General features: G+C 67.7%; 18 protein-coding genes and 2 riboswitches. Of the genes, 5 read left to right on the plus strand and 13 right to left on the minus strand.

Features of this window, described 5'->3' with window-relative positions; genetic code table 11:
* The first annotated feature begins 72 nt into the window (after positions 1 to 72).
* Positions 73 to 2007 carry a DUF945 family protein gene (locus tag CAL25_RS22180; RefSeq protein WP_170948577.1) on the plus strand — a complete coding sequence of 645 codons (1935 nt, stop codon included), beginning with the start codon at positions 73 to 75 and terminating at the stop codon, positions 2005 to 2007.
* Positions 2008 to 2128: 121 nt separating this feature from the next.
* On the opposite strand, the gene gcvP is transcribed toward CAL25_RS22180, so the two are convergent.
* The 9 genes from gcvP to CAL25_RS22225 all read right to left on the minus strand — a co-directional run bounded on the left by gcvP (position 2129) and on the right by CAL25_RS22225 (position 13609).
* Positions 2129 to 4996 carry an aminomethyl-transferring glycine dehydrogenase gene (gcvP, locus tag CAL25_RS22185; protein WP_094804107.1) on the minus strand — a complete coding sequence of 956 codons (2868 nt, stop codon included), beginning with the start codon at positions 4994 to 4996 and terminating at the stop codon, positions 2129 to 2131.
* A 55-nt stretch (positions 4997 to 5051) separates the two neighbouring features.
* The gene (gene gcvH, locus CAL25_RS22190) at positions 5052 to 5429 is read right to left on the minus strand and encodes a glycine cleavage system protein GcvH (protein ID WP_094804109.1); all 378 of its coding nucleotides are present in this window, start codon (positions 5427 to 5429) and stop codon (positions 5052 to 5054) included.
* A gap of 87 nt (positions 5430 to 5516) precedes the next feature.
* Positions 5517 to 6617: a glycine cleavage system aminomethyltransferase GcvT gene (gene gcvT / locus CAL25_RS22195; protein WP_094804111.1), complete on the minus strand. Its 1101-nt coding sequence runs from the start codon at positions 6615 to 6617 to the stop codon at positions 5517 to 5519.
* A 78-nt stretch (positions 6618 to 6695) separates the two neighbouring features.
* A riboswitch (glycine riboswitch) is annotated at positions 6696 to 6838 on the minus strand.
* A 29-nt stretch (positions 6839 to 6867) separates the two neighbouring features.
* A riboswitch (glycine riboswitch) is annotated at positions 6868 to 6959 on the minus strand.
* A 175-nt stretch (positions 6960 to 7134) separates the two neighbouring features.
* Positions 7135 to 8028: a ZIP family metal transporter gene (locus CAL25_RS22200; RefSeq protein ID WP_094804285.1), complete on the minus strand. Its 894-nt coding sequence runs from the start codon at positions 8026 to 8028 to the stop codon at positions 7135 to 7137.
* A gap of 21 nt (positions 8029 to 8049) precedes the next feature.
* The gene (locus tag CAL25_RS22205) at positions 8050 to 8664 is read right to left on the minus strand and encodes a superoxide dismutase (RefSeq protein ID WP_094804113.1); all 615 of its coding nucleotides are present in this window, start codon (positions 8662 to 8664) and stop codon (positions 8050 to 8052) included.
* Between the two features lie 43 nt (positions 8665 to 8707).
* The gene (locus CAL25_RS22210) at positions 8708 to 9196 is read right to left on the minus strand and encodes a DUF2753 family protein (protein ID WP_170948578.1); all 489 of its coding nucleotides are present in this window, start codon (positions 9194 to 9196) and stop codon (positions 8708 to 8710) included.
* Between the two features lie 225 nt (positions 9197 to 9421).
* Entirely contained in the window at positions 9422 to 10612 is a 1191-nt protein-coding gene (locus CAL25_RS22215; RefSeq protein WP_094804117.1) for an NAD(P)/FAD-dependent oxidoreductase, read from the minus strand.
* A 68-nt stretch (positions 10613 to 10680) separates the two neighbouring features.
* A complete protein-coding gene (locus tag CAL25_RS22220; RefSeq protein WP_094804119.1) occupies positions 10681 to 12948 on the minus strand; it encodes an arginine/lysine/ornithine decarboxylase in 2268 nt (755 codons plus the stop codon).
* A 208-nt stretch (positions 12949 to 13156) separates the two neighbouring features.
* Positions 13157 to 13609, minus strand: coding sequence for a hypothetical protein (locus CAL25_RS22225; protein WP_094804121.1), 453 nt, complete (start codon positions 13607 to 13609; stop codon positions 13157 to 13159).
* Between the two features lie 95 nt (positions 13610 to 13704).
* Between CAL25_RS22225 and CAL25_RS22230 the strand changes: the two genes are divergently transcribed.
* Positions 13705 to 14223 (plus strand): GNAT family N-acetyltransferase, encoded by a 519-nt coding sequence (locus CAL25_RS22230; protein WP_094804123.1) that lies wholly within the window; start codon positions 13705 to 13707, stop codon positions 14221 to 14223.
* Between the two features lie 10 nt (positions 14224 to 14233).
* Entirely contained in the window at positions 14234 to 14653 is a 420-nt protein-coding gene (locus CAL25_RS22235) for a VOC family protein (RefSeq protein WP_094804125.1), read from the plus strand.
* 148 nt (positions 14654 to 14801) lie between these two features.
* On the opposite strand, the gene dcd is transcribed toward CAL25_RS22235, so the two are convergent.
* From dcd to apbC, 4 genes are all read right to left on the minus strand, one after another.
* Positions 14802 to 15365 carry a dCTP deaminase gene (gene dcd, locus CAL25_RS22240; RefSeq protein ID WP_094804127.1) on the minus strand — a complete coding sequence of 188 codons (564 nt, stop codon included), beginning with the start codon at positions 15363 to 15365 and terminating at the stop codon, positions 14802 to 14804.
* Positions 15366 to 15448: 83 nt separating this feature from the next.
* On the minus strand, positions 15449 to 19222 hold the full coding sequence (locus CAL25_RS22245) for a translocation/assembly module TamB domain-containing protein (RefSeq protein ID WP_432759264.1): 3774 nt from the start codon (positions 19220 to 19222) through the stop codon (positions 15449 to 15451).
* Positions 19223 to 19254: 32 nt separating this feature from the next.
* The gene (locus tag CAL25_RS22250; RefSeq protein ID WP_094804129.1) at positions 19255 to 21162 is read right to left on the minus strand and encodes an autotransporter assembly complex protein TamA; all 1908 of its coding nucleotides are present in this window, start codon (positions 21160 to 21162) and stop codon (positions 19255 to 19257) included.
* 3 nt (positions 21163 to 21165) lie between these two features.
* Entirely contained in the window at positions 21166 to 22254 is a 1089-nt protein-coding gene (apbC, locus tag CAL25_RS22255) for an iron-sulfur cluster carrier protein ApbC (protein ID WP_094804131.1), read from the minus strand.
* 102 nt (positions 22255 to 22356) lie between these two features.
* On the opposite strand from apbC, the gene CAL25_RS22260 reads away from it, so the two are divergent.
* Together CAL25_RS22260 and metG are read left to right on the plus strand one after the other, a co-directional pair.
* The gene (locus tag CAL25_RS22260; RefSeq protein ID WP_094804132.1) at positions 22357 to 22641 is read left to right on the plus strand and encodes a hypothetical protein; all 285 of its coding nucleotides are present in this window, start codon (positions 22357 to 22359) and stop codon (positions 22639 to 22641) included.
* 276 nt (positions 22642 to 22917) lie between these two features.
* Entirely contained in the window at positions 22918 to 25011 is a 2094-nt protein-coding gene (gene metG / locus CAL25_RS22265) for a methionine--tRNA ligase (protein ID WP_094804134.1), read from the plus strand.
* Positions 25012 to 25065 lie beyond the last annotated feature (54 nt).

A 25065-nucleotide genomic window follows, 5' to 3' on the forward strand; every position in this document is an offset into this window, starting at 1 on the left:
CCCCGGGCCGGGGCCCGGCGCGGCAAGACGCCAGGCAGGCGCGGCGCGCATTCACGAAAGAGGCTGCACAGAATGAAGAAGAGTGTCGCGATCACGTCCGGCGTGGTCATCGTGCTGGCAGGCGCCTGGCTGGGCGCCACTTGGTACACCGGCAAGAAGATCGAGTCGCGCATGCAGGAAGATCTGTTGCGGGCCAACGAAGAACTCAAGGTGCTCGCGCCGCCGCTGGGTCTGCGCATCGAGCAGATCAAGTACGAGCGTGGCTTCTTCTCGGCCGATGCCGAGTATGCCCTGCGCTCCGACCTGCCCAAATCGGTGGGCGAAGGCCCCAGCAATCAAGAGCTGCGGTTCAAGACGCACATTCAACACGGCCCCTTCCCTGCCGGCGCGATCTCGCGTGGCAAGCTGATGCCGCAGCTCGCGTTCGTGCACGCCGAGCTGGCACAAACCGACCTGCTCAAGCCCGTGTTCGAACTCACGAAGGGCGCGACGCCCCTGTGGGCCGACACGCTCGTGTCGTACCAGGGCAAGGCCCGCACCGAGGGTGCCATCGCCGCGATCCAGTACAGCGACGACAAGGGCATGATCGACTTCAGCGGCGCGCAGTTCTCGGGCGACTTCGATCGCAAGACGCGCACCGGCGCCGTGCATCTGCAGAGCCAGCAAGTGCTGCTCAACATCAAGGAAGGCGGCAGCCCGGTCAACATCAAGCTGGCCGAGCTGTCGGTCGACGCCGAAAGCCGTCAGGGCAAGTTCGGCATCTCGATCGGCAAGAGCGGCATGAAGATCAAGCGTATCGAAGCCGACGACGTCAACTCGGAAACCAAGTTCGCCGTCACCGACTTCGCCTATGACGTGGATATCGGTGAAACCGACACCCATGTGCAAGGTTCGGGCGCCTATCGCGTCGGCAATGTGAACGTGCGCAATCTCGACTTCGGCGGCGGCGAACTCGCCGTCAAGCTCGAGAATCTGGACGGCAAGGCCGTGCAGAACCTGAACGACGTCTACACCAAGATGCTGCGCGGCGTGATGTCGGGCACCAGCACCGAAGGGGGCCTCGATGGCTACACCGGCGACATGGCCATGGTCATGGGCGCCGGCACGACGCTGCTGGCGGGCAACCCCACGATCAAGGTCGAACCGCTCTCGTGGAAGACCGACAAGGGCGAGTCCCGCTTCACGCTGGCCGTCACGCTGGCCAAGCCCACGAGCATCGATCTGCCGCGCAATGAACTGGCGCGCCAGCTGATCAAGAGCGTCGATGCGCGCCTGACGCTGAACAAGCCGATGGTCAACGACATCGCCACGAAGGTGCTGCAGACGCAGGGCGTCGAGCCCGCGGCGGCCAAGCGCGAAGCCGACGAGCAGATCGACACCCTCGCCGGCATGGCCGAGATGATGAATTTCGGCAAGAACGACGGCGACAACATCGTCAGCACGTTCACCTACGCCGACGGCAAGGGCATGCTCAACGGTCAGGAGGTCCCGGTCGACGATCTGTTCGACGAAATGCTCGGCGGCCTGAACCCCGACGACATGGACGGCCACGACGGCATGGACAATGATTTCGACACGCCGCTGTCCGACAGCGACACCATCAACGAATTCACCCCCGAGTTCGTCGGTAGCGTGATCGATCAGGCCGGCTATGCCTACACCGAAGACCTGGGCGAGCAAGGCCCGGTGTTCAAGGTGCAGGGTGACCTGTCCGCCACCGAGGTGCGCATCGACCTGAACTGCGAGTTCGAGGAAGGCTGCCTCGAAATGGCCTGGGTCGCGACCTTCGAGCGCAAGCAATCGCCCTCGCTCAAGGCCATCAACGCCTGGAACCGCGACCACCGCTGGAACCGCGCCTATCTCGACGACGACGGCCGTGCCGTGCTGCAGATGGACCTGGTCGCCGAAGGCGGCATCGGCAAGACCAACACGCGCTATCAGTTCGACGCGTTCCTGGACCTGATCGAAGCCTTCTCCGATACGGTGTACGGCGCGCCCGCGCGCTGATCCGCAACGCAACGCAGGCTGAAATAAAGAGGCCCGCCTTCAATCGAAGGCGGGCCTCTCTCTTTGCGCGATCGCTCGCCGCGCGGGGGAAGAAGCGCCATCACGAGGATGGCGCCCTACCTCACGCGTAGGCTTCGGTCGGCAGGCACGCGCAGACCAGATTGCGGTCGCCGTAGGCGTTGTCGACACGCGCGACGGGCGGCCAATACTTGTTCTCGCGCACGGCGGGCAGCGGATAGGCGGCCTGCTGACGCGGATAGTCGTGGTGCCACTCTTCGGCCAGAAGCATCTGCGCCGTGTGCGGCGCGTTCTTCAGGACGTTGTCTTCGCGATCCCGTTCGCCGTTCTCGACCTGGGCGATCTCGGCGCGAATGGCGATCATCGCGTCGATGAAGCGATCGAGCTCGGCCAGGCCTTCGGACTCGGTGGGCTCGACCATCAGTGTGCCCGGCACCGGGAAGCTCATGGTGGGGGCATGGAAGCCGTAGTCCATCAGGCGCTTGGCGATGTCTTCGGCGCTGATGCCGCTGGTTTCTTTGAGCGGACGCGTGTCGAGAATGCACTCGTGCGCGACGCGGCCATTGCGGCCCGCGTACAGCACGGGATAGTGCTCGCGCAGGCGTGCGGCGACGTAGTTCGCGTTGAGGATGGCCACTTCGGTGGCCTGACGCAGCCCCTCGGCGCCCATCAGCGCGATGTACACGAACGGAATCGGCAGGATGCCGGCCGAACCGAACGGCGCGGCCGACACCGGACCGACCGGCGTCTCGGCGCTCAGACGGCCCTGCTCGTTGACGACGCCGGGCAGATAGGGCGCGAGATGCGCGCGCACCGCCACCGGACCCACGCCCGGACCGCCGCCGCCGTGGGGGATGCAGAAGGTCTTGTGCAGGTTGAGGTGGGATACGTCCGAGCCGAACTTGCCCGGCTTGGCCACGCCCACCATGGCGTTCATGTTGGCGCCGTCGAGGTAGACCTGACCGCCCGCCGCGTGCACGCGCTCGCAGATCTCGGTGACGGTTTCTTCGAACACGCCGTGCGTGGACGGATAGGTGATCATCAGCGCGGCGAGCTTGTCGCCCACCTGCTCGATCTTGGCACGCAGATCGGCGAGGTCGACGTTGCCGTTGCTGTCGGAGGCCACCACGACCACGTCCATGCCCACCAGCTGCGCGGAGGCGGGGTTGGTGCCGTGCGCGGACGACGGAATCAGGCAGACGTTGCGTTGATGCTCGCCGCGGGCGCGGTGATAACCGCGAATGGCGAGCAGGCCCGCGTATTCGCCCTGCGCGCCCGAATTGGGCTGCAGGCTGATGTTGTCGTAGCCGGTGATCTCGCACAGCGCGGCGGACAGGCGCTCGATCATCTCGCGATAACCGGCGGTCTGCGACTGCGGCGCGAACGGGTGGATCAGCGCGAACTCGGGCCAGGTGATCGGGATCATCTCGACCGTGGCGTTGAGCTTCATCGTGCACGAGCCCAGCGGGATCATCGTGCGATCGAGTGCGAGGTCCTTGTCGGCCAGCTTGCGCAGATAACGCAGCATGTCGGTCTCGGACTGCACGCTCGAAAACACCGGGTGCGACAGGATGGCCGACTGGCGGCGCACCGCGGCCGGAATGCCTTCGGGGGTGGCGAGCGTGTCGGCGTCGAGTTCGACGTCATCGCGCTCGAGGCCGGCGGCGAACAGATTCACCACGGTTTGCAGGTCGGCCAGCGTGACGGTTTCGTCGAGCGAGACGGCCACATGCGCGCCATCGACGCGACGCACGTTGACGTGCGCGCATTCGAACGCGGTCAGGATGGCCGGCGTCGCGGCGCCCGTCTCGACATGCAGCGTGTCGAACCAGGTGTCGTTGACGGTCTTGAGGCCGAGCTTGCCGAGCTGGTCGCGCAGCGCGCCGGTGTAGGCATTGACGCGTTCGGCGATGCGGCGGATGCCGGCCGGGCCGTGCCACACGGCGTAGAGACCGGCCATCACGGCCAGCAGCACTTGCGCCGTGCAGATGTTGGAGGTGGCCTTCTCGCGGCGGATATGCTGTTCGCGCGTCTGCAGGGCGAGGCGCAGCGCCGCGTTGCCCTGGGCGTCTTTCGAGACGCCGACCAGACGGCCGGGCATGTTGCGCTTGAATGCGTCGCGGCAGGCCATGAAGCCGGCGTGCGGGCCGCCGAAGCCGAACGGCACGCCGAAGCGCTGGGCCGAACCCACGGCGATGTCGGCGCCCCATTCGCCCGGCGGCGTCAGCAGCGCCAGGGCCAGCAGGTCGGTGGCGCAGGCCACCACGGCGCCCTGCGCATGCGCGGCCTCCGCCACGGCGCGGTAGTCGCCCACCGAACCCAGGCTGGCCGGGTATTGCAGCAGCACGCCGAAGCACTCAGGCAGGCCGGCGAACTCGTCGCCCACCACGATGTCGATGTCCAGGCCTTCGGCGCGGGTACGCACCACTTCGAGGGTCTGCGGATGGCAGCCGGCCGACACGAAGAACACATTGCTGCGCGACTTCGCGCCGCGGCGCGCGAGCGTCATGGCTTCGGCGGCGGCCGTGCCCTCATCGAGCAGCGAGGCGTTCGAGATGTCCAGACCGGTCAGGTCGGCGACCATGGTCTGGTAGTTGAGCAGCGCCTCGAGGCGGCCCTGCGAAATCTCGGGTTGGTACGGCGTGTAGGCCGTGTACCAGGCGGGGTTCTCGAGCACGTTGCGCAACACCACATTGGGCGTGAGCGTGCCGTAATAACCCTGGCCGATGTAGTTGCGGAACACCTTGTTGCGCGACGCGACCTGCTTGAGCTCGGCCAGCACGTCGGTCTCGCTGCGCGAGGCCGGCAGGGCCAGCGGGGCCTGGTTGAGGATGCGGGCGGGAACCACTTCTTCGATCAGCGCATCGAGGCTGGCCGCGCCGATGGCGGCAAGCATCTTCTGCTGGTCGGCCTCGGAAGGCCCGATGTGGCGGGGAATGAATTCGGAATGAGTGTCTAGGGCGCGCGACATGGTGTTCTCGGAGTGACGGCAAGGCGGGCCGCTCGCGCGGCCCGCGCGGCGGATATCAGCCGTTGGCGACGGCTTCGTAACCGGCGGCGTCGAGCAGCTTGTCGGCGTCGGCGGCGTTGGCCGGCTTGATCTTGAAGATCCAGGCCGTGTAGGCCGAATCGTTGATCAGGTTGGGCGTGTTCTCGAGCTCTTCGTTGAAGGCGACGATCTCGCCATCGACGGGTGCGTAGATGTCGGAGGCGGCCTTGACCGACTCGACCACGCCGGCGGTTTCGCCCGCCTTGAGCTGGGCGCCGACATTCACGTCGCCCACGAAAACCAGATCACCCAGCTGGTCCTGGGCGTTGTCGGTGATGCCGACGACGAAAAGGTCGCCTTCGGCTTTGACCCATTCGTGCGAGGCGGTGTACTTGCGATCGGTAGGCAGGCTCATGAGAGATCCTTTAGGAAATACGGGAAGAAAAGTTCTGCGCGCCTGCGCGCGGGCCCTTCCGACGGGGCCGGCGCGCAAGCTTCGAGTTTACGAGTGTTCGACGGCTTTGCCGTTACGCACGAAAGGCAGTTTCACGACCTGGGCGGGCACCCACTTGCCACGGATATCCACCTCGACGGTGTCGCCGGGCTTGGCACCGGCCGGCAGACGCGCGAACGCGATCGACACGCCCAGCGTGGGCGACATGGTGCCGCTGGTGATCTCGCCTTCGCCCTGGGCGCCGCGCACGGTCATGTGCGCGCGCATCACGCCGCGCTCGTTGAGCTTCAGGCCCAGGAAGGCGGCCGGCGTGGCGAATTGTTCGATGGCATCCCGGCCGATGAAGCGGCGCTCGGCGTCCTTGCTCCAGACGGTCCAGGTGAGGCCGGCCTGATTGGGGTGGATGAGCTCGTCCATATCCTGGCCGTAGAGGTTCATGCCGGCTTCGAGGCGCAGCGTGTCGCGCGCGCCCAGGCCCGCCGGACGCACGCCCTGCGCGGTGAGGTCTTGCCACAGCGCGACCACGTCGGCCGCGGGCAGGACGATCTCGAAGCCGTCTTCACCGGTGTAGCCGGTGCGCGCCACGAGCGTGTCGTCGCCGACGAAGGCGCCGTTGAACGGGGCCAGGCCCTCGGTGGCGGCCTGCCAGTCGGGGCGCGCGGCCCAGACCTTGGCGCGGGCATTGGGGCCCTGCACGGCGATCATGGCGAGGTCGCGGCGCGGCGCGATCTCCACGTCGAAACCTTCGGCGCGCGCCACGCGCTGCATCCAGGCGATGTCTTTGTCGGCGGTGCCGGCATTGACCACCACGCGGAAGCGATCGGCCGCGAAGAAATAGATGATCAGATCATCGATGATGCCGCCCTGCGGGTTCAGCATGCAGCTGTAGAGGGCGCGGCCGGGCGTGGTGAGCCGGGCGACGTCGTTGGCCACCAGGCGGCGCAGGAAATCGGTGGCGCCGGCGCCGGTGACGTCGACATTGAGCATGTGGGACACGTCGAACATGCCGGCATCCTGGCGCACGGCGTGGTGCTCTTCGAGCTGCGAGCCGTAGGCGAGCGGCATGTCCCAGCCACCGAAGTCGACCATGCGGGCGCCAGCGGCGACGTGGGTGTCGGCCAGGGGGGTACGTTTGAGCGTTGCGGACATGCGAGGAGCTCCGGCGGTGTCAGAAGACGGACGTAGCCGGACCCGATAGCGGAAATCGCCCGGACGACCGGCTGGATTTTCCGCCCCTCTGTCCTTTTGCCTGAGAGTTGCCCCGGCGGCGCTCGAGCGAGGCCTTGCACGGGTTTGCACCTTCGGCGCCTGGTCGTACCGCCCCCGCGTGTATGGGGTGGGCGATGCCAGGTCTCTCCAGAGTGCCGTTACGACCGTACGCCAGGGGCGCCTCTCGGTCGTTGCAGTCGCGGTATGGGTTACCTGAGCGATTCCGGGCGAATTGCGCCTTCGGCGGCGAGGATCAACCTCGCTCTCTCCCGCGACATGCGTGACAGCGACGCGAAGCATACCGCGAAAGCGGGTCCGGGCGAAACTCGGACAGACCCGGTGCGGCCGCGGCGCGGGCGGCTCCGGGGCCCTTCGAAACGGGGCCCGAGCCAGGGCGGGTCGAAAAGAAAGGGGACGGCAGTACCGTCCCCGTATCCCTCGCCACGACGCCGTGGCGTCAGCCCAGCGCGGTATCGAGCAGCATCATCAGGACGAAGCCGAGCATCAGCCCCGTGGTGGCGTGAACCTCGTGTCCCTTGCGATGCGATTCGGGGATGATCTCGTGGCTGATGACGAACAGCATGGCGCCGCCCGCGAAGCCCAGGCCCCACGGCAGCAGCGCCGTCGACCAACCCACGACCACCGCCCCGAGCACGGCGCCCAGCGGCTCGACGAGGCCCGACAACATGCCGAGCGCCACCGAGAAACTGCGCGAGTAGCCCGCGGCCAGCAAGGCCAGCGCCACGACCATGCCTTCGGGCACGTCCTGGATCGCGATGCCGGTGGCGAGCGCACTGCCCTGCACCACGTCGCCGCCCACATAGCCCACGCCGATGGCCAGGCCTTCGGGCAGGTTGTGCAGGGCGATCGCGAAGACGAACAACCAGGTGCGGCGCAGCTTGGCCGCCTCCTTGCCTTCACGCCCCTTGATGAAATGCTCGTGGGGCAGGACGCGGTCGAGGAACAGCAACGCGGCCGCCCCCAGCAGGATGGCGCCGCCCACGACCAGTCCGGCGCCCCACTTGCCATGGCCCAGCTCGCCCGCCGCATTCAGGCCCGGCAACACCAGCGAAAACGCCACCGCGGCCAGCATGACCCCGGCACCGAAGCCGAACAGACAATCCTGCGTGCGCTCGGAAAGGCTGTGCGAGAACATCACCGGCACGGTGCCGAGCGCGGTCGCGCCGGCCGCGACCATGCCGCCCGCCAATGCATTCGCCACATGCGGCGCATGCACGTCCAGATACACCCAGAGCTGATACAGGGCGAGGCACGACGCCAGCACCAGGAAGGTCCAGATGCTGATGCTGGTGAGGGCCGGGCGGACGCGATGGCGGCTGAAGATATGCATGGCGGGCATGGCGGATCGACCTCAGGCCAGGGCGGCCTCGTAGCGGCGCGACACTTCGTTCCAGTCGACGACGTTGTAGAAAGCCGCGATGTACTCGGGACGACGGTTCTGGTACTTGAGGTAGTAGGCGTGCTCCCACACGTCCAGGCCCAGCACCGGCGTGTTGCCGTGCATCAGCGGGCTGTCCTGGTTGGCGCTGCTCTCGACGATCAGCTTGCCCGCCGGCGTCACCGACAGCCAGGCCCAGCCGCTGCCGAAGCGCGACAGCGCCGCCTTGGTGAAGGCTTCCTTGAAAGCCTCGAAACCGCCCAGGTCGCTGTCGATTGCCTGCGCCACGCGGCCGCTGGGCGCGCCGCCGCCCTTGGGCGACATCACGGTCCAGAACAGCGAGTGGTTGGCATGGCCACCCCCGTTGTTGCGCACCGCGCCGTGGATGGACTCGGGCAGCGCGTCCATGCGGCCGATGAGCTGCTCGACCGGCGTGTCGGTGGGCAGGCCGGCGCCTTCGAGCGCGGCGTTCAGATTGTTGATGTAGGTCTGGTGATGCTTGGTGTAGTGGATTTCCATGGTCTGCGCGTCGATGTTCGGTTCGAGAGCATCGTAGGCATAGGCCAGAGGGGGCAGGGTGTAAGGCATGGTGTCTCCGGAGAAAGTTGCGCGAACAACGAAAGGCAACCGCTCAATGCGGCTGCGCGGGAACGGCCAGGGGCGACCAGGCGGCACTGCGCGTGGCGCGCGGATGGCCGGGGTGACGCTGCAGGAAGCGCTGCAACTGTTCCAGGGCGATGCGGGCATGACGCCATGCCGCATCGCGCCAGGCCTGCGATAGCGCCTCATCCTCGATGGCGTGGACGAGGGCCTCGTAGGCCAGACAGAGATGCGCTGCCGCGGAATCGGGGGTACCGTCGGCCTCGAACAGATCGGCCAGGTTGTGATGCGAGATGACCAGCGCGGCCAGGGCCTGATCGGGATCGGCGCTGCCCAGACCGTAAAGACCATCGGCCAGGCTCAGGGCGGCACGGTAATGCGACAGCGCGCCCGCGCGGTCGCTGCGCTCGTAGGCACGATTGCCTCGCAATGTGACGCGCTGCCAGCGTTCGATGGCACGCGCCATCAAGGCGCCCTCGCCCGCCGCGGCGGGGTGGAACTGCGATGCGGTCTCGATCATGTCGCCTCCGGTCATCGACGGCCGCTCGACACGAGCGGCACTAATACGAATGATAGTAATTACTATTCATTCGTACAGCAAGCCGGCGGGTCGGTAGGCTGTTACGCGCACCCGACCGCATGCCGCGGCCGCCTGCCAGCCATCAGCAAGCGCCGCGCCAGGGTCGCCGGCGGCGATCGAGAAAAAAAGGAGGGAGGCGGAGCGGCATCACACCGCTCCCGGGGGTCAGAGCGCGCGGCCGCAGGCCACGCCGCTGGCCCATGCCCACTGGAAGTTGTAGCCGCCGAGCCAGCCGGTGACGTCGACGGTCTCGCCGATGAAGTACAGCCCCGCCACCTCGCGGGCCTGCATGGACTTCTGGTCCAGGCCGCGGGTGTCGACGCCGCCGCGCATGACTTCGGCTTTTTTGTAGCCGACCGTGCCGGTCGGGACGAGGCGCCAGCGGTGGATCCGCTCGGACAGCGCGCGCAGGGTGCGATCGGGCACGTCGGCCAGACGCGCCTGGGCCAGCTCGCCCTGCTCCTGCGCCAGCCAGGTGTCGGCCAGCCGCTTCGGCCAGAGGCTGGCGAGCACGGTGTGCATCTGCTGCCGCGCGCCCGACTTGGCGCCGATCAGCGCGTCGGCCAGGTCCTGCCCCGGCGCGAGGTCGATCTCGATCGGCTCGCCGGGCTGCCAATAGCTGGAGATCTGCAGGATGCCGGGGCCGGACAGGCCGCGGTGCGTGAACAGCAGGTCTTCGAGAAACTCGCCGCGCGCCTTGCCGGCGCCGGTGGCGAGCCGGACCTCGAGCGCCACGCCGGCCAGATCGGCGAACGGGCGCCAGGCCTGCGGCTCGAACGTGAGCGGCACCAGCGCGGGACGTGGTTCGACCACCTTGAGGCCGAACTGGCGCGCGAGCTTGAGCCCGAAGTCGGTCGCGCCGAGCTGCGGGATCGCCATGCCGCCGGTCGCCACGACGACCTTGCGCGCGCGAATCGTGCCGGTGCTGGTCGAGAGCGTATAGCCCGCCTCGTCGCGCGCCACCGATTCGATGGCGCACGGCATGCGCCAGTTGACGCGGCCGCGCTCGCATTCGGCACGCAGCATATCGATGATGGACTCGCTGGAGTCGTCGCAGAACAGCTGCCCGCGGTGCTTCTCGTGCCAGCTCACCCGGTGTTCGCGCAACAGGCCCAGGAAGTCCTGCGGCGTGTAGCCCGCCAGCGCCGAGCGGCAGAAGTGCGGGTTTGCCGACAGAAAATTGGCGGGCGTGGTGCCGGTATTGGTGAAGTTGCAGCGGCCGCCGCCCGAAATCCGGATCTTCTCGGCCAGGCGCGTGGCGTGATCGAGCAGCACGACCGACAGGCCTCGCTGACCTGCCACAGCCGCGCACATCATGCCTGCGGCACCCGCGCCTATCACGGCGACATCGAACATCGAGCGGTATTCCAAAAAGCGGATGGGCCTTGCGGCCCATCCTGGTCATCACAGTGGTGCTGGCGCGCTTACGCGTCGGATTCTTTCAGGCAATCGACGTAGTAGCGCTTGGCGCCGTCCGGACCGGTTTCATCGGCCAGGCCGTGAATATAGGTCTCGAAACCGGGGAAGCGCTCATTGAACTCGCGCGCGAACTGCAGGTACTGGACGATGGTGCGGTTGAAGCGCTCGCCCGGAATCAAGAGCGGGATGCCCGGGGGATACGGCGTCAGCAGCACACCCGTCACGCGGCCTTCGAGTTCGTCGATCGACACACGCTCGACCTCGCGGTGCGCCATGCGCGCGAAGGCGTCGGACGGCTTGAGCGCCGGCACCATGTCGCTCAGGTACATCTCGGTGGTCAGGCGGGCCACGTCGCGGGCGCGGTAGGCTTCGTGGATCTCCTGGCAGAGATCGCGCAGGCCCATGCGCTCGTAACGGCGATGACCGCGGCAGAAGTCCGGCAGGATGCGCCACAGCGGCTGGTTGCGGTCGTAGTCGTCCTTGAATTGCTGCAAGGCGGTCAGCAGCGTGTTCCAGCGGCCCTTGGTGATGCCGATGGTGAACAGGATGAAGAACGAATACAGGCCGGTCTTTTCGACCACCACGCCGTGCTCGGTCAGATACTTGGACACCAGCGCGGCCGGAATGCCGGTCTCGCCGAAGCTGCCCGACATGTCCAGGCCCGGGGTGATGATGGTGGCCTTGATCGGGTCGAGCATGTTGAATTCCGGCGCGAGATCGCCGAAACCGTGCCAGTGGTCGTTGGACTCCAGCACCCACTCGTCGCGGTTGCCGATGCCCTCGGGCACCAGGCGGTTCGGGCCCCAGACCTTGAACCACCAGTCGTTCTTGCCGTACTCGGATTCCACCTTGCGCATGGCACGGCGGAAATCGAGCGCCTCACGGATGCTTTCTTCGACCAGCGCGGTGCCGCCCGGGGGCTCCATCATGGCCGCGGCGACGTCGCACGACGCGATGATCGCGTATTGCGGCGAGGTCGACGTGTGCATCAGATAGGCTTCGTTGAACACGTTGCGGTCGAGCTTGCGGTCCTCCGACTCCTGCACGATGATCTGCGACGCCTGCGAGATGCCGGCCAGCAGCTTGTGCGTGGAGTGGGTCGCGAACACCATCGCGTCCTTGCTGCGCGGACGGTTGGGGCCGATCGCGTGCATGTCCTGGTAGTACTCGTGGAACGCGGCGTGCGGCAGCCACGCTTCGTCGAAGTGCAGCGTGTCGATGTAGCTGCCCAGGCGCTCCTTGATCATTTCGACGTTGTAGATCACGCCGTCGTAGGTGCTCTGGGTCAGCGTCAGGATGCGGGGCGTCTTGTTGGCGGCTTCGCGCGCGAACGGATTGGCCTCGATCTTCTTGCGGATGTTCTCGGGATCGAACTCTTCGAGCGGAATCGGACCGATGATGCCGAGGTGGTTGCGCGTGGGGCGCAGGAACACCGGGATCGCGCCGGTCATGGTGATCGCGTGCAGGATCGACTTGTGGCAATTGCGGTCGACCACCACCACATCGCCCGCGGCGACGTTGGCATGCCACACGACCTTGTTCGAGGTCGAGGTGCCGTTGGTGACGAAGTAGCAATGGTCGGCGTGGAAGATGCGGGCGGCGTTCAGTTCCGACTCGGCCACCGGGCCGGTGTGGTCCAGCAGCTGACCCAGCTCGTCCACGGCGTTGCAGACGTCGGCGCGCAGCATGTTTTCACCGAAGAACTGGTGGAACATCTGGCCCACGGGGCTCTTCAGGAAGGCCACGCCACCCGAGTGTCCGGGACAGTGCCACGAATACGAACCATCCTGGGCGTACTTGACCAGCTCGCGGAAGAACGGCGGCGGCAGGCTGTCGACGTAGCTGCGCGCTTCGCGGATGATGTGACGCGCCACGAACTCGGGCGTGTCTTCGAACATATGAATGAAGCCGTGCAGCTCGCGCAGGATGTCGTTCGGAATGTGCTCCGACGTGCGCGTCTCGCCATACAGATAGATCGGAATATCGGCGTTGCGGAAACGCAGCTCGCCGATGAACGACCGCAGGTTCTTGATGGCCAGGGCCACGTCTTCGGGCGAATCGACGTCGAACTCTTCGTCGTCGATCGACAGAATGAATGCGCTCGCCCGGCTCTGCTGCTGCGCGAACGAACTGAGGTCGCCATAGCTGGTCACGCCGATCACCTCGACGCCCTCGGACTCAATGGCTTGGGCCAACGCACGAATCCCCAGACCCGAGGCATTCTCGGAGCGGTAGTCTTCGTCGATGATGAAAATGGGGAAGCGGAATTTCATGCGGGCGCTCCTGGGGGGCAAGGCAAAACGGACGCGAGTGTACAGCGAGTCGCGGGCGGTCTGGTGACACTGTGGCCCGCGTGACGGACCGCGACTGGCGCAGGGATTGTAGGACGGATTGGCGCACCGCCGCATGACAGGCGCGGTGGTGGCGGCATGGGGAAGCGCCGGGGCGCTCGCGAGGGGGCTGAGGGTGGGCCGCGACCGGTCAACGGATCGTCTCGGCCCGACCGGCGGCGAGCGCGGCCTCGAAGCGGCCGAATGCGGCGCCCACGGGCTCGGCCGCCTTGCCGCCCAGATACTGATCGACCCGCGAGATCGCGCACAGACAGACCTCGGCCTCGCCTTCGCCTGCCACCAGCACCACGGGGTCGTCGTTGTCGCAGACCTCGTACAGGCCGCCGTGGGCGCGCCTCAGGGTCTCGTACAGATAGGCCGCGGCGCCCACGCGCTGCATGGGACTGAGCTCGATTTCGCCGGCGCGCACACGGGCCAGGATCTGATCCAGGACGGCCACGCTGGCGGGCGAGAAATCGAGACTGCCAGGGGTCGGGGCGGCGCCACGGAAGTCTTCGGCGGCGGCCGTCACGCGCTCGACGAACTCGTCTTGCACTTCCTGGTCCACCTGCGGGGTCGAGGTCTTCTTGAAAAAACCGAACATCGCTGGCTCCTGCGCTGGCATCCGCGCGTCACGACAAATTCATTATATTGGGGCCGGGGGACCACGCGAACCCGCCCTCACCCATGGGAGCCCAAGTGAATCCAACGAGCGTACGCCAATTGTCCGGCGCAGATGCTGCAGAATATGCCGAGTTGCGCCTGCAGGCGCTGCGGGACTCGCCCACCGCGTTCGCGTCCAGTTACGAAGAGGAGCGGCTCGTCACGCCGGCCGGATGGCGCGAACGGCTGATCGGCACGGCGGATAAAGCCAGCTATGGCGCGCACATAGGTCCCCAATTGGCAGGCATCGCCACGCTCGTACGCGAACAGAAACTGAAACAACGCCACAAAGCCAATATTTACGCCGTTTACGTTGCGCCCGAGCAACGGGGCCAGGGCCTGGCGCGGGCGCTGATGGAAGCGGTCGTGGCGCACGCGCGCACGATGGACGGCGTGCGTCAGTTGCTGCTCACCGTCACCGACGGCAACGCGCAGGCCCAGCAGCTGTATGCCAGCCTCGGCTTCATGACCTACGGCCGCGAACCCGACGCCCTGATGATCGACGGCAGGCGCTACGCCGAAGTCCTGATGTGCAAGCCGCTGGCACCCTATTAGGAGTGCACGAATGCAGATACTGCTGAACATCGACGTGCCGGTGCTGGAGCCGGCGATCCGGTTCTATACCGAGGGGCTGGGCCTCACGCTCATGCGCACGCTGGGCGGCCGCGTGGCCGAACTCGCCGGCGCGGGCGCGCCGATCTATCTGCTCGAAAAACCCGACGGGTCGCGGCCGGCGCCGGGCGCCGAGGCGCGCCATTACGGCCGTCACTGGACGCCGGTACATGCCGATTTCGTGGTGCCCGATGTCGATGCCGCCGTGGCCCGCGCGGTGGCCGCGGGCGCCGTCCTCGAACACGGGCCCGAGACGCAGGTGTGGGGCCGTATCGCCCATCTGGCGGATCCGTTCGGCAACGGGCTGTGCCTGCTGCGCTTCAGCGCGGCGGGTTACGCGGCGGTGGCCGACCAGGTCGCCGCCGCCGGGTAACGGGGCGCCGCCCCGGAACGCCGACGGCGCCGCGCCAACGGCGCCGCCCCATAAATGCCACCGGCGCCGCCCACGAACGCCAACGGCCCGCCTCTCGCGAGACGGGCCGTTGTGCCGTGCGGCCCGTGTCGACGGGCCGGCGGGGGACTCAGGTGCGCGGCAGCGTGACGCCGCGCTGGCCCTGATACTTGCCGCCGCGGTCGCGGTACGAGGTTTCGCAGACCTCGTCGCTCTCGAGGAACAGGAACTGCGCGCAGCCTTCGCCCGCGTAGATCTTGGCCGGCAGCGGCGTGGTGTTGGAAAACTCCAGCGTCACGTGGCCTTCCCATTCGGGCTCGAGCGGGGTCACGTTGACGATGATGCCGCAGCGCGCGTAGGTGCTCTTGCCCAGGCAGATGGTGAGGACGCTGCGCGGAATGCGGAAGTACTCGACCGTGCGCGCCAGGGCGAACGAATTGGGCGGAATGATGCAGACATCGCCCTTGAAATCGACGAACGACTTTTCGTCGAAATTCTTGGGGTCGACGATGGTCGAGTTGATGTTCGTGAAAATCTTGAATTCGTCGGCACAGCGCACGTCGTAACCGTAGCTGCTGGTGCCATAGCTCACGATGCGCTCGCCATTGACGGAACGAACCTGGCCGGCTTCGTAGGGTTCGATCATGCCGGTTTCGGCGGCGCGGCGGATCCAGCGGTCGCTTTTGATACTCATGGGGGTGCCTTTAGAACAATGCCGCGTATTTTATCGCGAGCCGGGCCGGACGGCGCCCGGGGCCGGATTTGCCCCGGGTTGCCTCAGTCTTCGATCAGCCAGCGATACACCAGGGCGATCCCATTGACCGAACCGCCCTTCACGTCGAGCGACAGCCCGCGCGCCAGCCGGTAGCTGGCCCGGCCCACGGTTTCGCTGCCGGCCAGGGCCTGCTCGATGCTCAGCGTGATGCCGTTCGAGAGGTTCTTGCTGGCCACCAGGAATTGCGTCGCCAGCTCGCTATCGGAATCGCGGTTGACCTGGCTCGCCACGGTGCGATCGGGCAGGATGCTGCCCGAACTGCCGATGGCGCCGGTCCGGATGCTGACGTCGTCGAGGCCGAACTGTTTGTACAAGGGCTCGCCGCCGCCCAGCAGTGCCGTGCCGATGGAGAGCAGCAGCGCCGTATCGCCGCCGCCCGCGTCGGGGCCGCGGCCCAGCACCAGCCACGACAGCTTCTCGACGTCGCTCACGTCCGGATAGGACACGAGATCGATGCGCGGGCGCTGCGCCGTGCCCGAGACACGCACGCCGGCCTCGACCTGTTCGCCGGTACGCAAGGCTTCGATATCGAGCAGCGGGTTGTCGATGCGCCCCTGGAAGGTCAACGTGCCGCGGCGCAGTCGCAGCTTCTGGCCATAGGCCTCGATGCCGCCGCCGCGCGTGCGCAGCGCGCCCATGCCGGTGAGTCGCCCGTCCTGCAGTTGAATCTGGATGCTGCCGAGCAGGCCCGCGTCCAGACCCATGCCGGTGATGTAGAAGCGCGGACCCATGTCGAACTTCAGATTCATGCCCATCTGGATCGGGGTGCCTCCGGCCGCTTTCTTGTCGCCCGCGCGCACCACGCGCACGTCGTCGTCCAGCGAGGGCACGCCCTGCAGAATCTCGAGGCTGACCCAGCCCGCGTCGGCGGTGAGGTCGCCCGTGATGTCGATGCGCGGCAGGGCCGCGTTGATGTCGATGTTGCCGGACACCATGGCGTAGCGATCCGAACGCTGCAGCGCGGGGAAGCGATGCAGTTGCACGCGCACATTCCCGCGTGCGGCGCTGAGCTCCCATTGGCCGCGCGCTTCGACGAAGCCACCCTTCGCATCCTTGTTCGTGCTGACCCATTCCTTGGTGCGCCATTCGGCCGGCATGACGCGCAGCACCGCGGGAAAGCGCAGCGAATCGAGGATCACGCGGTCGTCCTGCAGGCGGGCACGCAGCGTGCCGTCGAGCAGACGCACCCCGTCGTCGATCCGCACCACGCGCAGCTTGTCGCCCTGAATGGTGCCTGTGGCGCTCCATTTACCGTCGAGCGTTCCCTGCGCCTGCACATTGGCCTTGAGCGTGCCCCCGAGCTCGAGCGCGTCGCCCACGAACAGACCCAGCCACGCCAGGTCCGCGATGTCGGCGTCGATATTGGCCCGGATGGGCTGACGCGGGTCGAGCGCCAGGCCGCGCAGGCTGGCGTTGGCCGTTGCCGTGAGACCGCCCATTTTTTCGGTCTGGAGGTTGACGTTGGCCACCAGCCGGCTCAACCCGCCCGCGCCCGGCGTGGCGGTGGCTTCGAGCACCAGCGCGCGCAGGCCCAACGGAATGGGCGGATCGCCCGGCACCATCAGATCCCCGTCGCGGCGCGCGAGCCGCACCTTGCCGCCCAGGCTGCCCGCGTACTTCAGGTCCCACGCGGCATCGATGGCGATGCGGCGCTGATTCGCCGGGACCGTGGGATTCACGCGGCCGGCGTCGCGCTCGGCACGCGCGACCGCCTCGGGGTCGAGCGCCATGAGGACCTGCCGCAGCATGCTCGGGCGCAGCACGAGATTGTCGGCGCCGCCCGCGGTCTGCCACTGCCCGGGCCCGCCCTGCGACGCGCCATGACGAATCGCGATCGATTGGCCGTCGGGAAAGCGCACACCGAGCGTCGCCGCACCCACCCGCCATTGCGGCGCCGGAGCCACCGCGCCCGGCACGTAAGCCAGCGCGACCGGGCCCGCGATCTCGGCGCTAAACCCGGCGCTCGCCGCCTGGATGCGCGCCAGCGTGCCGCGCCAGCCCGCCGTGCCTGGTTTGCCGTTTTCTTCGCCCCATCCGCCCTGGAACTGCAGGCGGGCGTCGGCGGGCGCGCTGCCGAGCACCTTGGCGCGCGTATTGGGCGGCGTGTATTTGGCGTCGAGCGTGCCCTTGTGGGAAGCCATCGTGCCGTCGATGGCGAAGCGGGCTTCGGCGCCGCCCGGGAGATCGGGCCAGAAGGCGTCGAGCCGCGGTGCCAGCACGTCGAGCTTGAGGCGGCCGGCCGCGTCGGTCAGCGCACCATCGCCACGCACGCGGTTGGGGCCGAGGCGCAGATCCACTTCGAACTTGGGGATGCTCGCGCCCGCCGGCAGGCCGGGCATGGCGGCGGATGCGGCAGCGGAGGATGCGGCGCCGGCGGCTGGCGTTCCGGCGGCCGGCGATCCGGCGGCCGGCGACCCGGCGGCCGGCGATCCGGCGGCCGGCGACCTGGCCGCCTCGCCTTCCGCGCGCGTCGTCGTGACCCATTCGGCCGATACCCGGCCGGACAGCGGTTGACGGTTCCAGCGGCTTTCCTCGGCGATATTCAGCGCCACCGTCGCCTGACGCAGCACCCGCAGGTCCTGGATTTCGGCCTGCACGGTGGCGTCGGCGCTCAGCAACGCGGGCGGAATCAGGTCGCCGAGCAGGCTGCCGAGATCGAGCTTGTGCGCCCGCAGGGTCGCCTGCAGCTGATCGCGTCCGGGCGTCTGCGCCACGGGCGTGAGGCCGAGTTGCGCGGACAGGCTGCTGCCGTCCTCGCGTTTGATGTTCAGGTCGGCGGTTTGCACCGGAAAAGCGGCCAGCGGCAGCAGCGCCGCCTTGGCATCGAGCGAGAGCCCGCTGCCCGCGCCATCGAGCGTGACGTCGAGCGCATCGAGCGAACCGCGCGCCGCGACGTTCAGCGTCAGCGGGCAAAGACCGGCGGCCACGCCAGCGCCGAGCCGGTCCAGCGACTGGGCCAGCAGCGCCGCATCGCCCTGCAACGGCGCGAGCGCGGCGCGCTGCACGTCTGCGCCCCCCGCCAACAGTGCGGCCTGTGCGCCGGCGATCCGGCCAGCCTCGGTGCGCGCGGCGCGCGAGGACGCCGCGCCAGGGAGCTTGGTACCCAGGCATACGGGCGACTCGCGGTCCAGGGCCGAGCCCTTGAGGGCGAGTCGCGCCACCATGGGCCACGGCGCCGCGAGCTTGCCGACATTCGCCTCGCCCTGCAGATGCAGCTGGGTGTCGCCCTGCGCGGCGCGCAGCCCGTCGATGCGCAGACGCGCGCCCGGCACCTCGGTCGTGCCGGCCTGCAGCGCCGCGGCGAAATCACCGAGGGCCAGCGGCAACAGCGCGGTCTCGCCGTCGGGGCCGCGCCGCACCAGCTCGAACTGGCCCAGCGCCACGCGATCGAGCACGAGCGCCACCGGCAGATCGAGCTGCGTGAGAGGCTCGCCGTCGTCGGCCTGCGGCTCGGGCTCGGTCGTGTCGGCGGGCAGCCCGACCTTCAGACGGTCGGCCGACAACTCGCGCACATGCAGGCGGCGGCGAGACAGATCGCTCCAGTCCACATCGAGCCACAGATTGTCTGCCTCGATGGCGGTGCCCGCCACCTCGACGTCGACCCGGCCCAGGCGCAGCCCGAGCAGCACGCTGCCTTCGATGCGCTCGACCTGACCGCCGAGTTGTTGAATGGCCGAGCCCACGAGCAGCCGGCTGCCGGTCTGCGAACCGAGCAGCCAGAAGGCGAAGACGGCCGCCAGCACGGCGAGCATGGCGATACCGGGCAGCCACCACACCAGAATTTGCCGGAAGAGTGCGCGCAAAAACCTCAAAACGCGATCCCCAGCGAGAAGTGCAGGCGCAGATCGCGCTCGCGCTGACCGTAGGCCACGTCCAGGAACAACGGACCGGCCGGCGTGCGCACCCGCGCGCCCACGCCGTAGCCGAGGGCGATGTCCATGTCGCCGAACGAGTTGGCGGCGTCGCCCGCGTCGACGAACACGCCCATGCCCCAGCGCTCGTTGAAGTAATGGTCGTATTCGATGCTGGCGACGGCGAGCGTGGGTGCGCCGACGATCGCGTCGTTACGCTCCACGCCGATGCTCTGGAACTTGTAGCCGCGGATGGAGCGTGCCCCACCGGTACGGAAGCCGAAGTCGTCGGGCACGCGGGTGCGGCTGTCGGACCAGACCCGGCCCACTTCACCGCGCACCGTCAGCACGTCGCGCTCGCCCACGGGCCACCACTTCTGGCCGCGCAGACGCAGGCGGGTATAGGGCTCGCCGCTGTCGAGGACGACGCCGACACCACCGCCCACGGCGATCAGGTTGCCTTCGCGCGGATCGTATTTGTTGTCCACATCGCGGCGCAGCCATTCGGCCGTGACCGTGGCGGTCGGCAGATCGTAGGTATCTCCGCCGTCGATCTTGATATGGTCGTGCGCCAGCAGCAGACCCCAGCGCGTTTCGTATTCGACGCGGCTGTCGCCCGCGCCCTTGCGCTCCTGGCTGCGCGTGAGACCGAGCGCGTAACGCCGCACGTCCAGCCCCTGGATATCGGAGTGGTCGTAGAGCAGACCGATCGAGTCGCGGCGTCCGCGCGCATCGGGCGGCAGGGTGAAGTCGACATAAGCGCGCTGACGCAGGCGATCGACACCCAGGCCGGTCTCCATCGAGAGCGGCTGGCCGAACACCACGTTCTGGCGGTAGATGGTCTCGAGGCGCACACCCGCCTCGTCGTCGACGCCCAGCGACACCGACGCGCGCTTGGGCGGCGCCTCGACCACCCGCACGTCGACCGGCAGCGTGACCTCGCCATCCGGGTCGTACACCGGCGCACGGCGCGTGGCCGGTCCGCCGGACACCTTGGGATCGCCGGCGGGTTGCGCCGCGGCCAGGCCGCTCGAGCCCGGCGCGCGCGCCTCGCGATCCGGTGCGTCCGCGCGCGCCGGTGCCTCGGCGCGTTCGCCGTCCGGCTGGCGCAGCGTCACGAACGCGCCGCGGAAGAAGGCCGTCGATTGCAGCTCCTGCTGCCACTGATCGAGCTGGTCCTGGTTGTAGGTAGCGCCTTCCGAGTACCGCACATAACGGCGGATCAGCGACTCGGGCACACGGTTCAGACCGCCGGTCTCGAGGGTTCCGAGACGCACCCGCGGGCCGCTGTCGATGGTGACGTTGAGCGTGACCTGACCGCTCTCGGCATCGACCTCCGCGCCCGACGAGGTCATGCGGGCGAGCAGGAATTCGCGCGCCGAGACGTTGTCGAGCAGCGCGGACTTGGCGCGATTCCAGTCGGCATTGATGAAGGGCTGCCCCTTCTTGAGCGACCACTCTTCGCGCAGCTGCTGAATGCGCGCCGCGTATTCGGGCCGGGCGATGCGCCCGGTGAAGACGAGGTCGATATCGCCGACGCGCGCCTGCGGACCCGCCTTGATGACGATGTCCCAGGTTTCGCCGGCCACATCGGTGCCGGGCGTGAGCGTGACCTCGGGCGTGAAGTATCCCTGCGTGGCGAGCGCGGCCAGCGTGGCATCGCGCGCGCGCCGGCGCAGCCGGTTGATTTCGCCGCCATCCTGGTCTTCGGCCAGACGCGCGATCGCGCCGACGGCCTGCGTGATGGCCTGCAGCGCGGCGGGCGGCACGCCCCCCGGATCGATCACGATCTCCGGCAATTTGGCGTAGGCCGTTTCAACCACCAACACGCTTGCGAGCAGGACCCCGCCGATCAGTCTCCGCATGCCTCAACCGGGCCGCTGCTGAACCACGACGGAAGGCATGCGCCCCGCCATGTCGCGCGGCAGCGCAGCCACGCCCGCGGCCAGTTTGATGGCGATCTCGCGGTAGCGCCGCGCTGCTTCGCCATCCGGCTCGGACACGACGGTCGGCACGCCGGCGTCGGCGCTCGCGCGGATGGATGTCTGCAGCGGCAGGCTGCCCAGCAGGGGCACCTCGTATTGGTCGGCCATCCGATGGCCACCACCCTCGCCGAAGATGTGGTCGGCGTGACCGCATTGCGAGCACACGTGCATCGCCATGTTTTCGATGATGCCGAGCACGGGCACCTCGACCTTCTGGAACATGCGCAGGCCCTTGCGCGCATCGAGCAGCGCGAGCTCCTGCGGGGTGGAGACGATCACCGCGCCGACCACCGGCACCTTCTGGGCCAGGGTGAGCGCCACGTCGCCCGTGCCGGGGGGCATGTCGACGATCAGATAGTCGAGGTCGCGCCAGTTGGTCTGGCGCAGCAGCTGTTCGAGCGCCTGCGTGACCATCGGCCCGCGCCAGATTGCAGGCGAATCCGCGTCGATCAGAAAACCGATGGAGTTGGCCTGCAGGCCGTGCGCCTCGAGGGGCTCCATGGTTTTGTTGTCGTGACTCTCGGGGCGGCCATGCAGGCCGAGCAGCGTCGGCACGCTGGGGCCATAGATATCGGCATCGAGCAGACCGACCTGCGCGCCCTCGGCGGCCAGCGCCAGCGCGAGATTCACGGCGGTCGTGCTCTTGCCCACACCGCCCTTGCCCGAGGCGACGGTAATGATGTTGCGTACATTCGGCAGCGGCTTGAGCCCGCGTTGCACGGCATGCACCGCGGCGCGGCCATCGACGCTGACCTCGGCGCGCACGCCGGCGGCCGCCAGGGCGGCCTGCGCACGGGCGGCCAGGTCGGCTGCGGCGGCGCGCGAGGGATAGCCCAGCGGCAGACGCACGCGCGCAACCTCACCCTGCAGTTGAATGTCACGATCTTTTACATTTGCACCGATATCCACGCCGCTCGCGACATCGGTCAGCCCGCGCAGCGCGGCGCGGATTTGCTCTATCGTTATACTCATGACACTATGATTCCATAGGCAGCACAGGCATGCCCTTAAGTCTGTTACCGCAAGGATAGCGGATCGGCGGGAACCTTTAGCCGTGATTTACATCCTATATACATGATCGACGCTCTCATCCGTTTCCTCCGCGCCATCCCCGTCATCCTGCTGGGTATCGTAGGCATGCTGATGGCACTGGTCTTCATGGCATCGACCGCGGTCGCGCTGGGCATCCTGTACGTGGTGGCCAAAGTGCGTGGCAAGCCGTTCGGCGTGCGTGCCTATTGGAGCCAACGCCAGGCTGGCCGTACCGGTCCCGCCGCAGGCCCCAACCCGTTCACGGGCGGCGCCCCGTTCCGCAATCAGCCCGACGTGATCGACGTCGAGGCGCGCGAAATCCGCTGATTTCTTCGGGCGGTCCCGCAAGACCGCCCCACTCCAGATTGCCGCCTCGCGCGGCGCCCCGTGCGCCCCGCGGCCTTTCGTTTCCCGGCCGGGGACAAGCGCGACTCGCGCCTGTCCCCGGCTGTGTCTTTGGGCCGGCCGCGCACGACCGGCTATCCCCCTCGCGCACCGCGCTGAACGCGCCGGCGCGCGCCGCCCCGGGCCACGGCCCGCGCCCTCGGGCCGAAAGGCCCTAAAATACCCGGCTCATCCCGCCCTTCAACCGTCCCATACGTCATGTCACGAACGCTATTCGTCACCACTGCACTGCCCTACGCCAACGGTTCTTTCCACATCGGCCACATCATGGAGTACATCCAGGCCGACATCTGGGTCCGTTCGATGCGAATGGCGGGGCACACGGTGCACTTCGTGGGCGCGGACGACGCGCATGGCGCGCCCATCATGTTGAAGGCCGAGAAAGAGGGCATCACGCCCAAGGAGCTCGTCGCCCGCTACGCCAGCGAGCGCCCGCGCTACCTCGACGGCTTCCATATCCGCTTCGATCATTGGCACAGCACCGACTCGGCCGAGAACGTCGCGCTCTCGCACGAGATCTACGGCGCGCTCAAGGCCCAGGGTCTGATCGAAACGCGCTCGATCGAGCAGTTCTATGACCCGGTCAAGGGCATGTTCCTGGCCGATCGCTACATCAAGGGCGAGTGCCCGCGTTGCCACGCCAAGGATCAGTACGGCGACTCGTGCGAAGTGTGCGGCGCGGTCTACGCGCCCACCGAGCTGATCAACCCGTACTCGGCGCTCACCGGCGCCACGCCGGTGCTCAAGAGCTCCGACCACTTTTTCTTCAAGCTCTCGGACCCGCGCTGCGTCGAGTTTCTGCAGCAATGGACCACCGGCTCCAACCGCCACGGCGTGCGTCACCTGCAGAGCGAAGTGCATGCCAAGACGCGCGAGTGGCTCGGCACCGACGACGGCGAAGCCAAGCTGGGCGACTGGGACATTTCCCGCGACGCGCCCTACTTCGGTATCGAGATCCCCGACGCGCCGGGCAAGTACTTCTATGTCTGGCTCGACGCGCCGGTGGGCTACCTGGCCTCGCTGAAGTCGTATTGCGCGGTCAAGGGCCTCGACTTCGACGCCCTGCTCGACCCCGCCGGCAGCACCGAACAGGTGCACTTCATCGGCAAGGACATCATCTACTTCCACGCGCTCTTCTGGCCCGCGATGCTGAAGTTCGCCGGCCGCAAGACACCCGACGCACTGAACGTGCACGGCTTCATCACCGTGAGCGGCGAGAAGATGTCCAAGAGCCGCGGCACCGGCATCTCGCCGCTGCGCTATCTGGAAGTGGGCATGGACGCCGAGTGGCTGCGTTATTACATCGCCGCCAAGCTGAACGCCCGGGTCGAAGACATGGACTTCAACCCCGAAGACTTCATCGCCCGCGTCAACAGCGACCTGGTCGGCAAATACGTCAACATCGCCAGCCGCGCCGCCAATTTCATCACCCGCCATTTCGACGGCAAGCTGGGCTACCTGGGCGACACCGCCGCCCTGTCGGCCGAGTACGCGCGTGCGGCCGAAGACATCCGTGCTGCCCTCGAGGCACGCGAATACAACCGCGCCATCCGCGAAATCATGGCGCACGCCGACCGCATCAACCAGGCCTTCGACGCGGCCCAGCCGTGGGTGCTCGCCAAGGGCCTGGCCGACGCGCCGCAAGAACAACGTGACCAGCTGCAGGACATCTGCTCGCGCGCACTGGCCGGGTTCAAGGCGCTGTCGGTCATGCTGGCGCCGGTGCTGCCGGCCCTGTCGAACCGCGTCGCCCGCGAGCTGTTTGGCGCCACGCGCGACTTCGCCTGGACCGACGCCGCCGAGCTGCCGTCCCAGGTCGCGCCGTTCAAGCATCTGATGCAGCGCGTCGAGCCCAAGATGCTCGACGACCTGTTCGAGCCGCCGGCCGCGCCGGTCGAGGCCGCGGCAGCGGCCGTTGCCGCGCCGCTGCCGGGTGGCGAAGCCCTGGCCGACACGATCACGATCGATGATTTCGCCAAGGTCGATCTCCGTATCGCGAAGATCGTCAATTGCGAGCACGTCGAAGGCTCGACCAAGCTGCTGCGGCTCACCCTGGATGTCGGCGAAGGCCGCCATCGCAACGTCTTCTCGGGCATCAAGTCAGCCTACGAGCCCGAACAGCTGATCGGCAAGCTCACGGTGATGGTCGCCAACCTTGCCCCGCGCAAGATGAAGTTCGGCATCTCCGAAGGCATGGTGCTGGCCGCCAGCCACGCCGACGAGAAGACCGATGCCGGCATCTACGTGCTCGAGCCCTTCCCTGGCGCTCAGCCCGGCATGCGGGTGCGCTGAGCGCGTCGCGCGCAGCAAAAAGCCGTCCGGCACTTAAACCGGACGGCTTTTTGT

Origin of the sequence: Bordetella genomosp. 5, from assembly GCF_002261315.1 — a bacterium.
Taxonomy (GTDB): Bacteria; Pseudomonadota; Gammaproteobacteria; order Burkholderiales; family Burkholderiaceae_B; genus Bordetella.

Bases quoted from the DNA above. Each gene is read 5' to 3' on its own strand.
- CAL25_RS22205 (WP_094804113.1), bottom strand. From the start codon at position 8,664: ATGCCTTACACCCTGCCCCCTCTGGCCTATGCCTACGATGCTCTCGAA.
- apbC (WP_094804131.1), bottom strand. From the start codon at position 22,254: ATGAGTATAACGATAGAGCAAATCCGCGCCGCGCTGCGCGGGCTGACC.
- metG (WP_094804134.1), top strand. From the start codon at position 22,918: ATGTCACGAACGCTATTCGTCACCACTGCACTGCCCTACGCCAACGGT.
- CAL25_RS22220 (WP_094804119.1), bottom strand. From the start codon at position 12,948: ATGAAATTCCGCTTCCCCATTTTCATCATCGACGAAGACTACCGCTCC.
- CAL25_RS22260 (WP_094804132.1), top strand. From the start codon at position 22,357: ATGATCGACGCTCTCATCCGTTTCCTCCGCGCCATCCCCGTCATCCTG.
- CAL25_RS22215 (WP_094804117.1), bottom strand. From the start codon at position 10,612: ATGTTCGATGTCGCCGTGATAGGCGCGGGTGCCGCAGGCATGATGTGC.
- gcvH (WP_094804109.1), bottom strand. From the start codon at position 5,429: ATGAGCCTGCCTACCGATCGCAAGTACACCGCCTCGCACGAATGGGTC.
- CAL25_RS22235 (WP_094804125.1), top strand. From the start codon at position 14,234: ATGCAGATACTGCTGAACATCGACGTGCCGGTGCTGGAGCCGGCGATC.
- dcd (WP_094804127.1), bottom strand. From the start codon at position 15,365: ATGAGTATCAAAAGCGACCGCTGGATCCGCCGCGCCGCCGAAACCGGC.
- gcvT (WP_094804111.1), bottom strand. From the start codon at position 6,617: ATGTCCGCAACGCTCAAACGTACCCCCCTGGCCGACACCCACGTCGCC.
- CAL25_RS22200 (WP_094804285.1), bottom strand. From the start codon at position 8,028: ATGCATATCTTCAGCCGCCATCGCGTCCGCCCGGCCCTCACCAGCATC.
- CAL25_RS22225 (WP_094804121.1), bottom strand. From the start codon at position 13,609: ATGTTCGGTTTTTTCAAGAAGACCTCGACCCCGCAGGTGGACCAGGAA.
- CAL25_RS22250 (WP_094804129.1), bottom strand. From the start codon at position 21,162: ATGCGGAGACTGATCGGCGGGGTCCTGCTCGCAAGCGTGTTGGTGGTT.
- CAL25_RS22210 (WP_170948578.1), bottom strand. From the start codon at position 9,196: ATGATCGAGACCGCATCGCAGTTCCACCCCGCCGCGGCGGGCGAGGGC.
- CAL25_RS22180 (WP_170948577.1), top strand. From the start codon at position 73: ATGAAGAAGAGTGTCGCGATCACGTCCGGCGTGGTCATCGTGCTGGCA.
- gcvP (WP_094804107.1), bottom strand. From the start codon at position 4,996: ATGTCGCGCGCCCTAGACACTCATTCCGAATTCATTCCCCGCCACATC.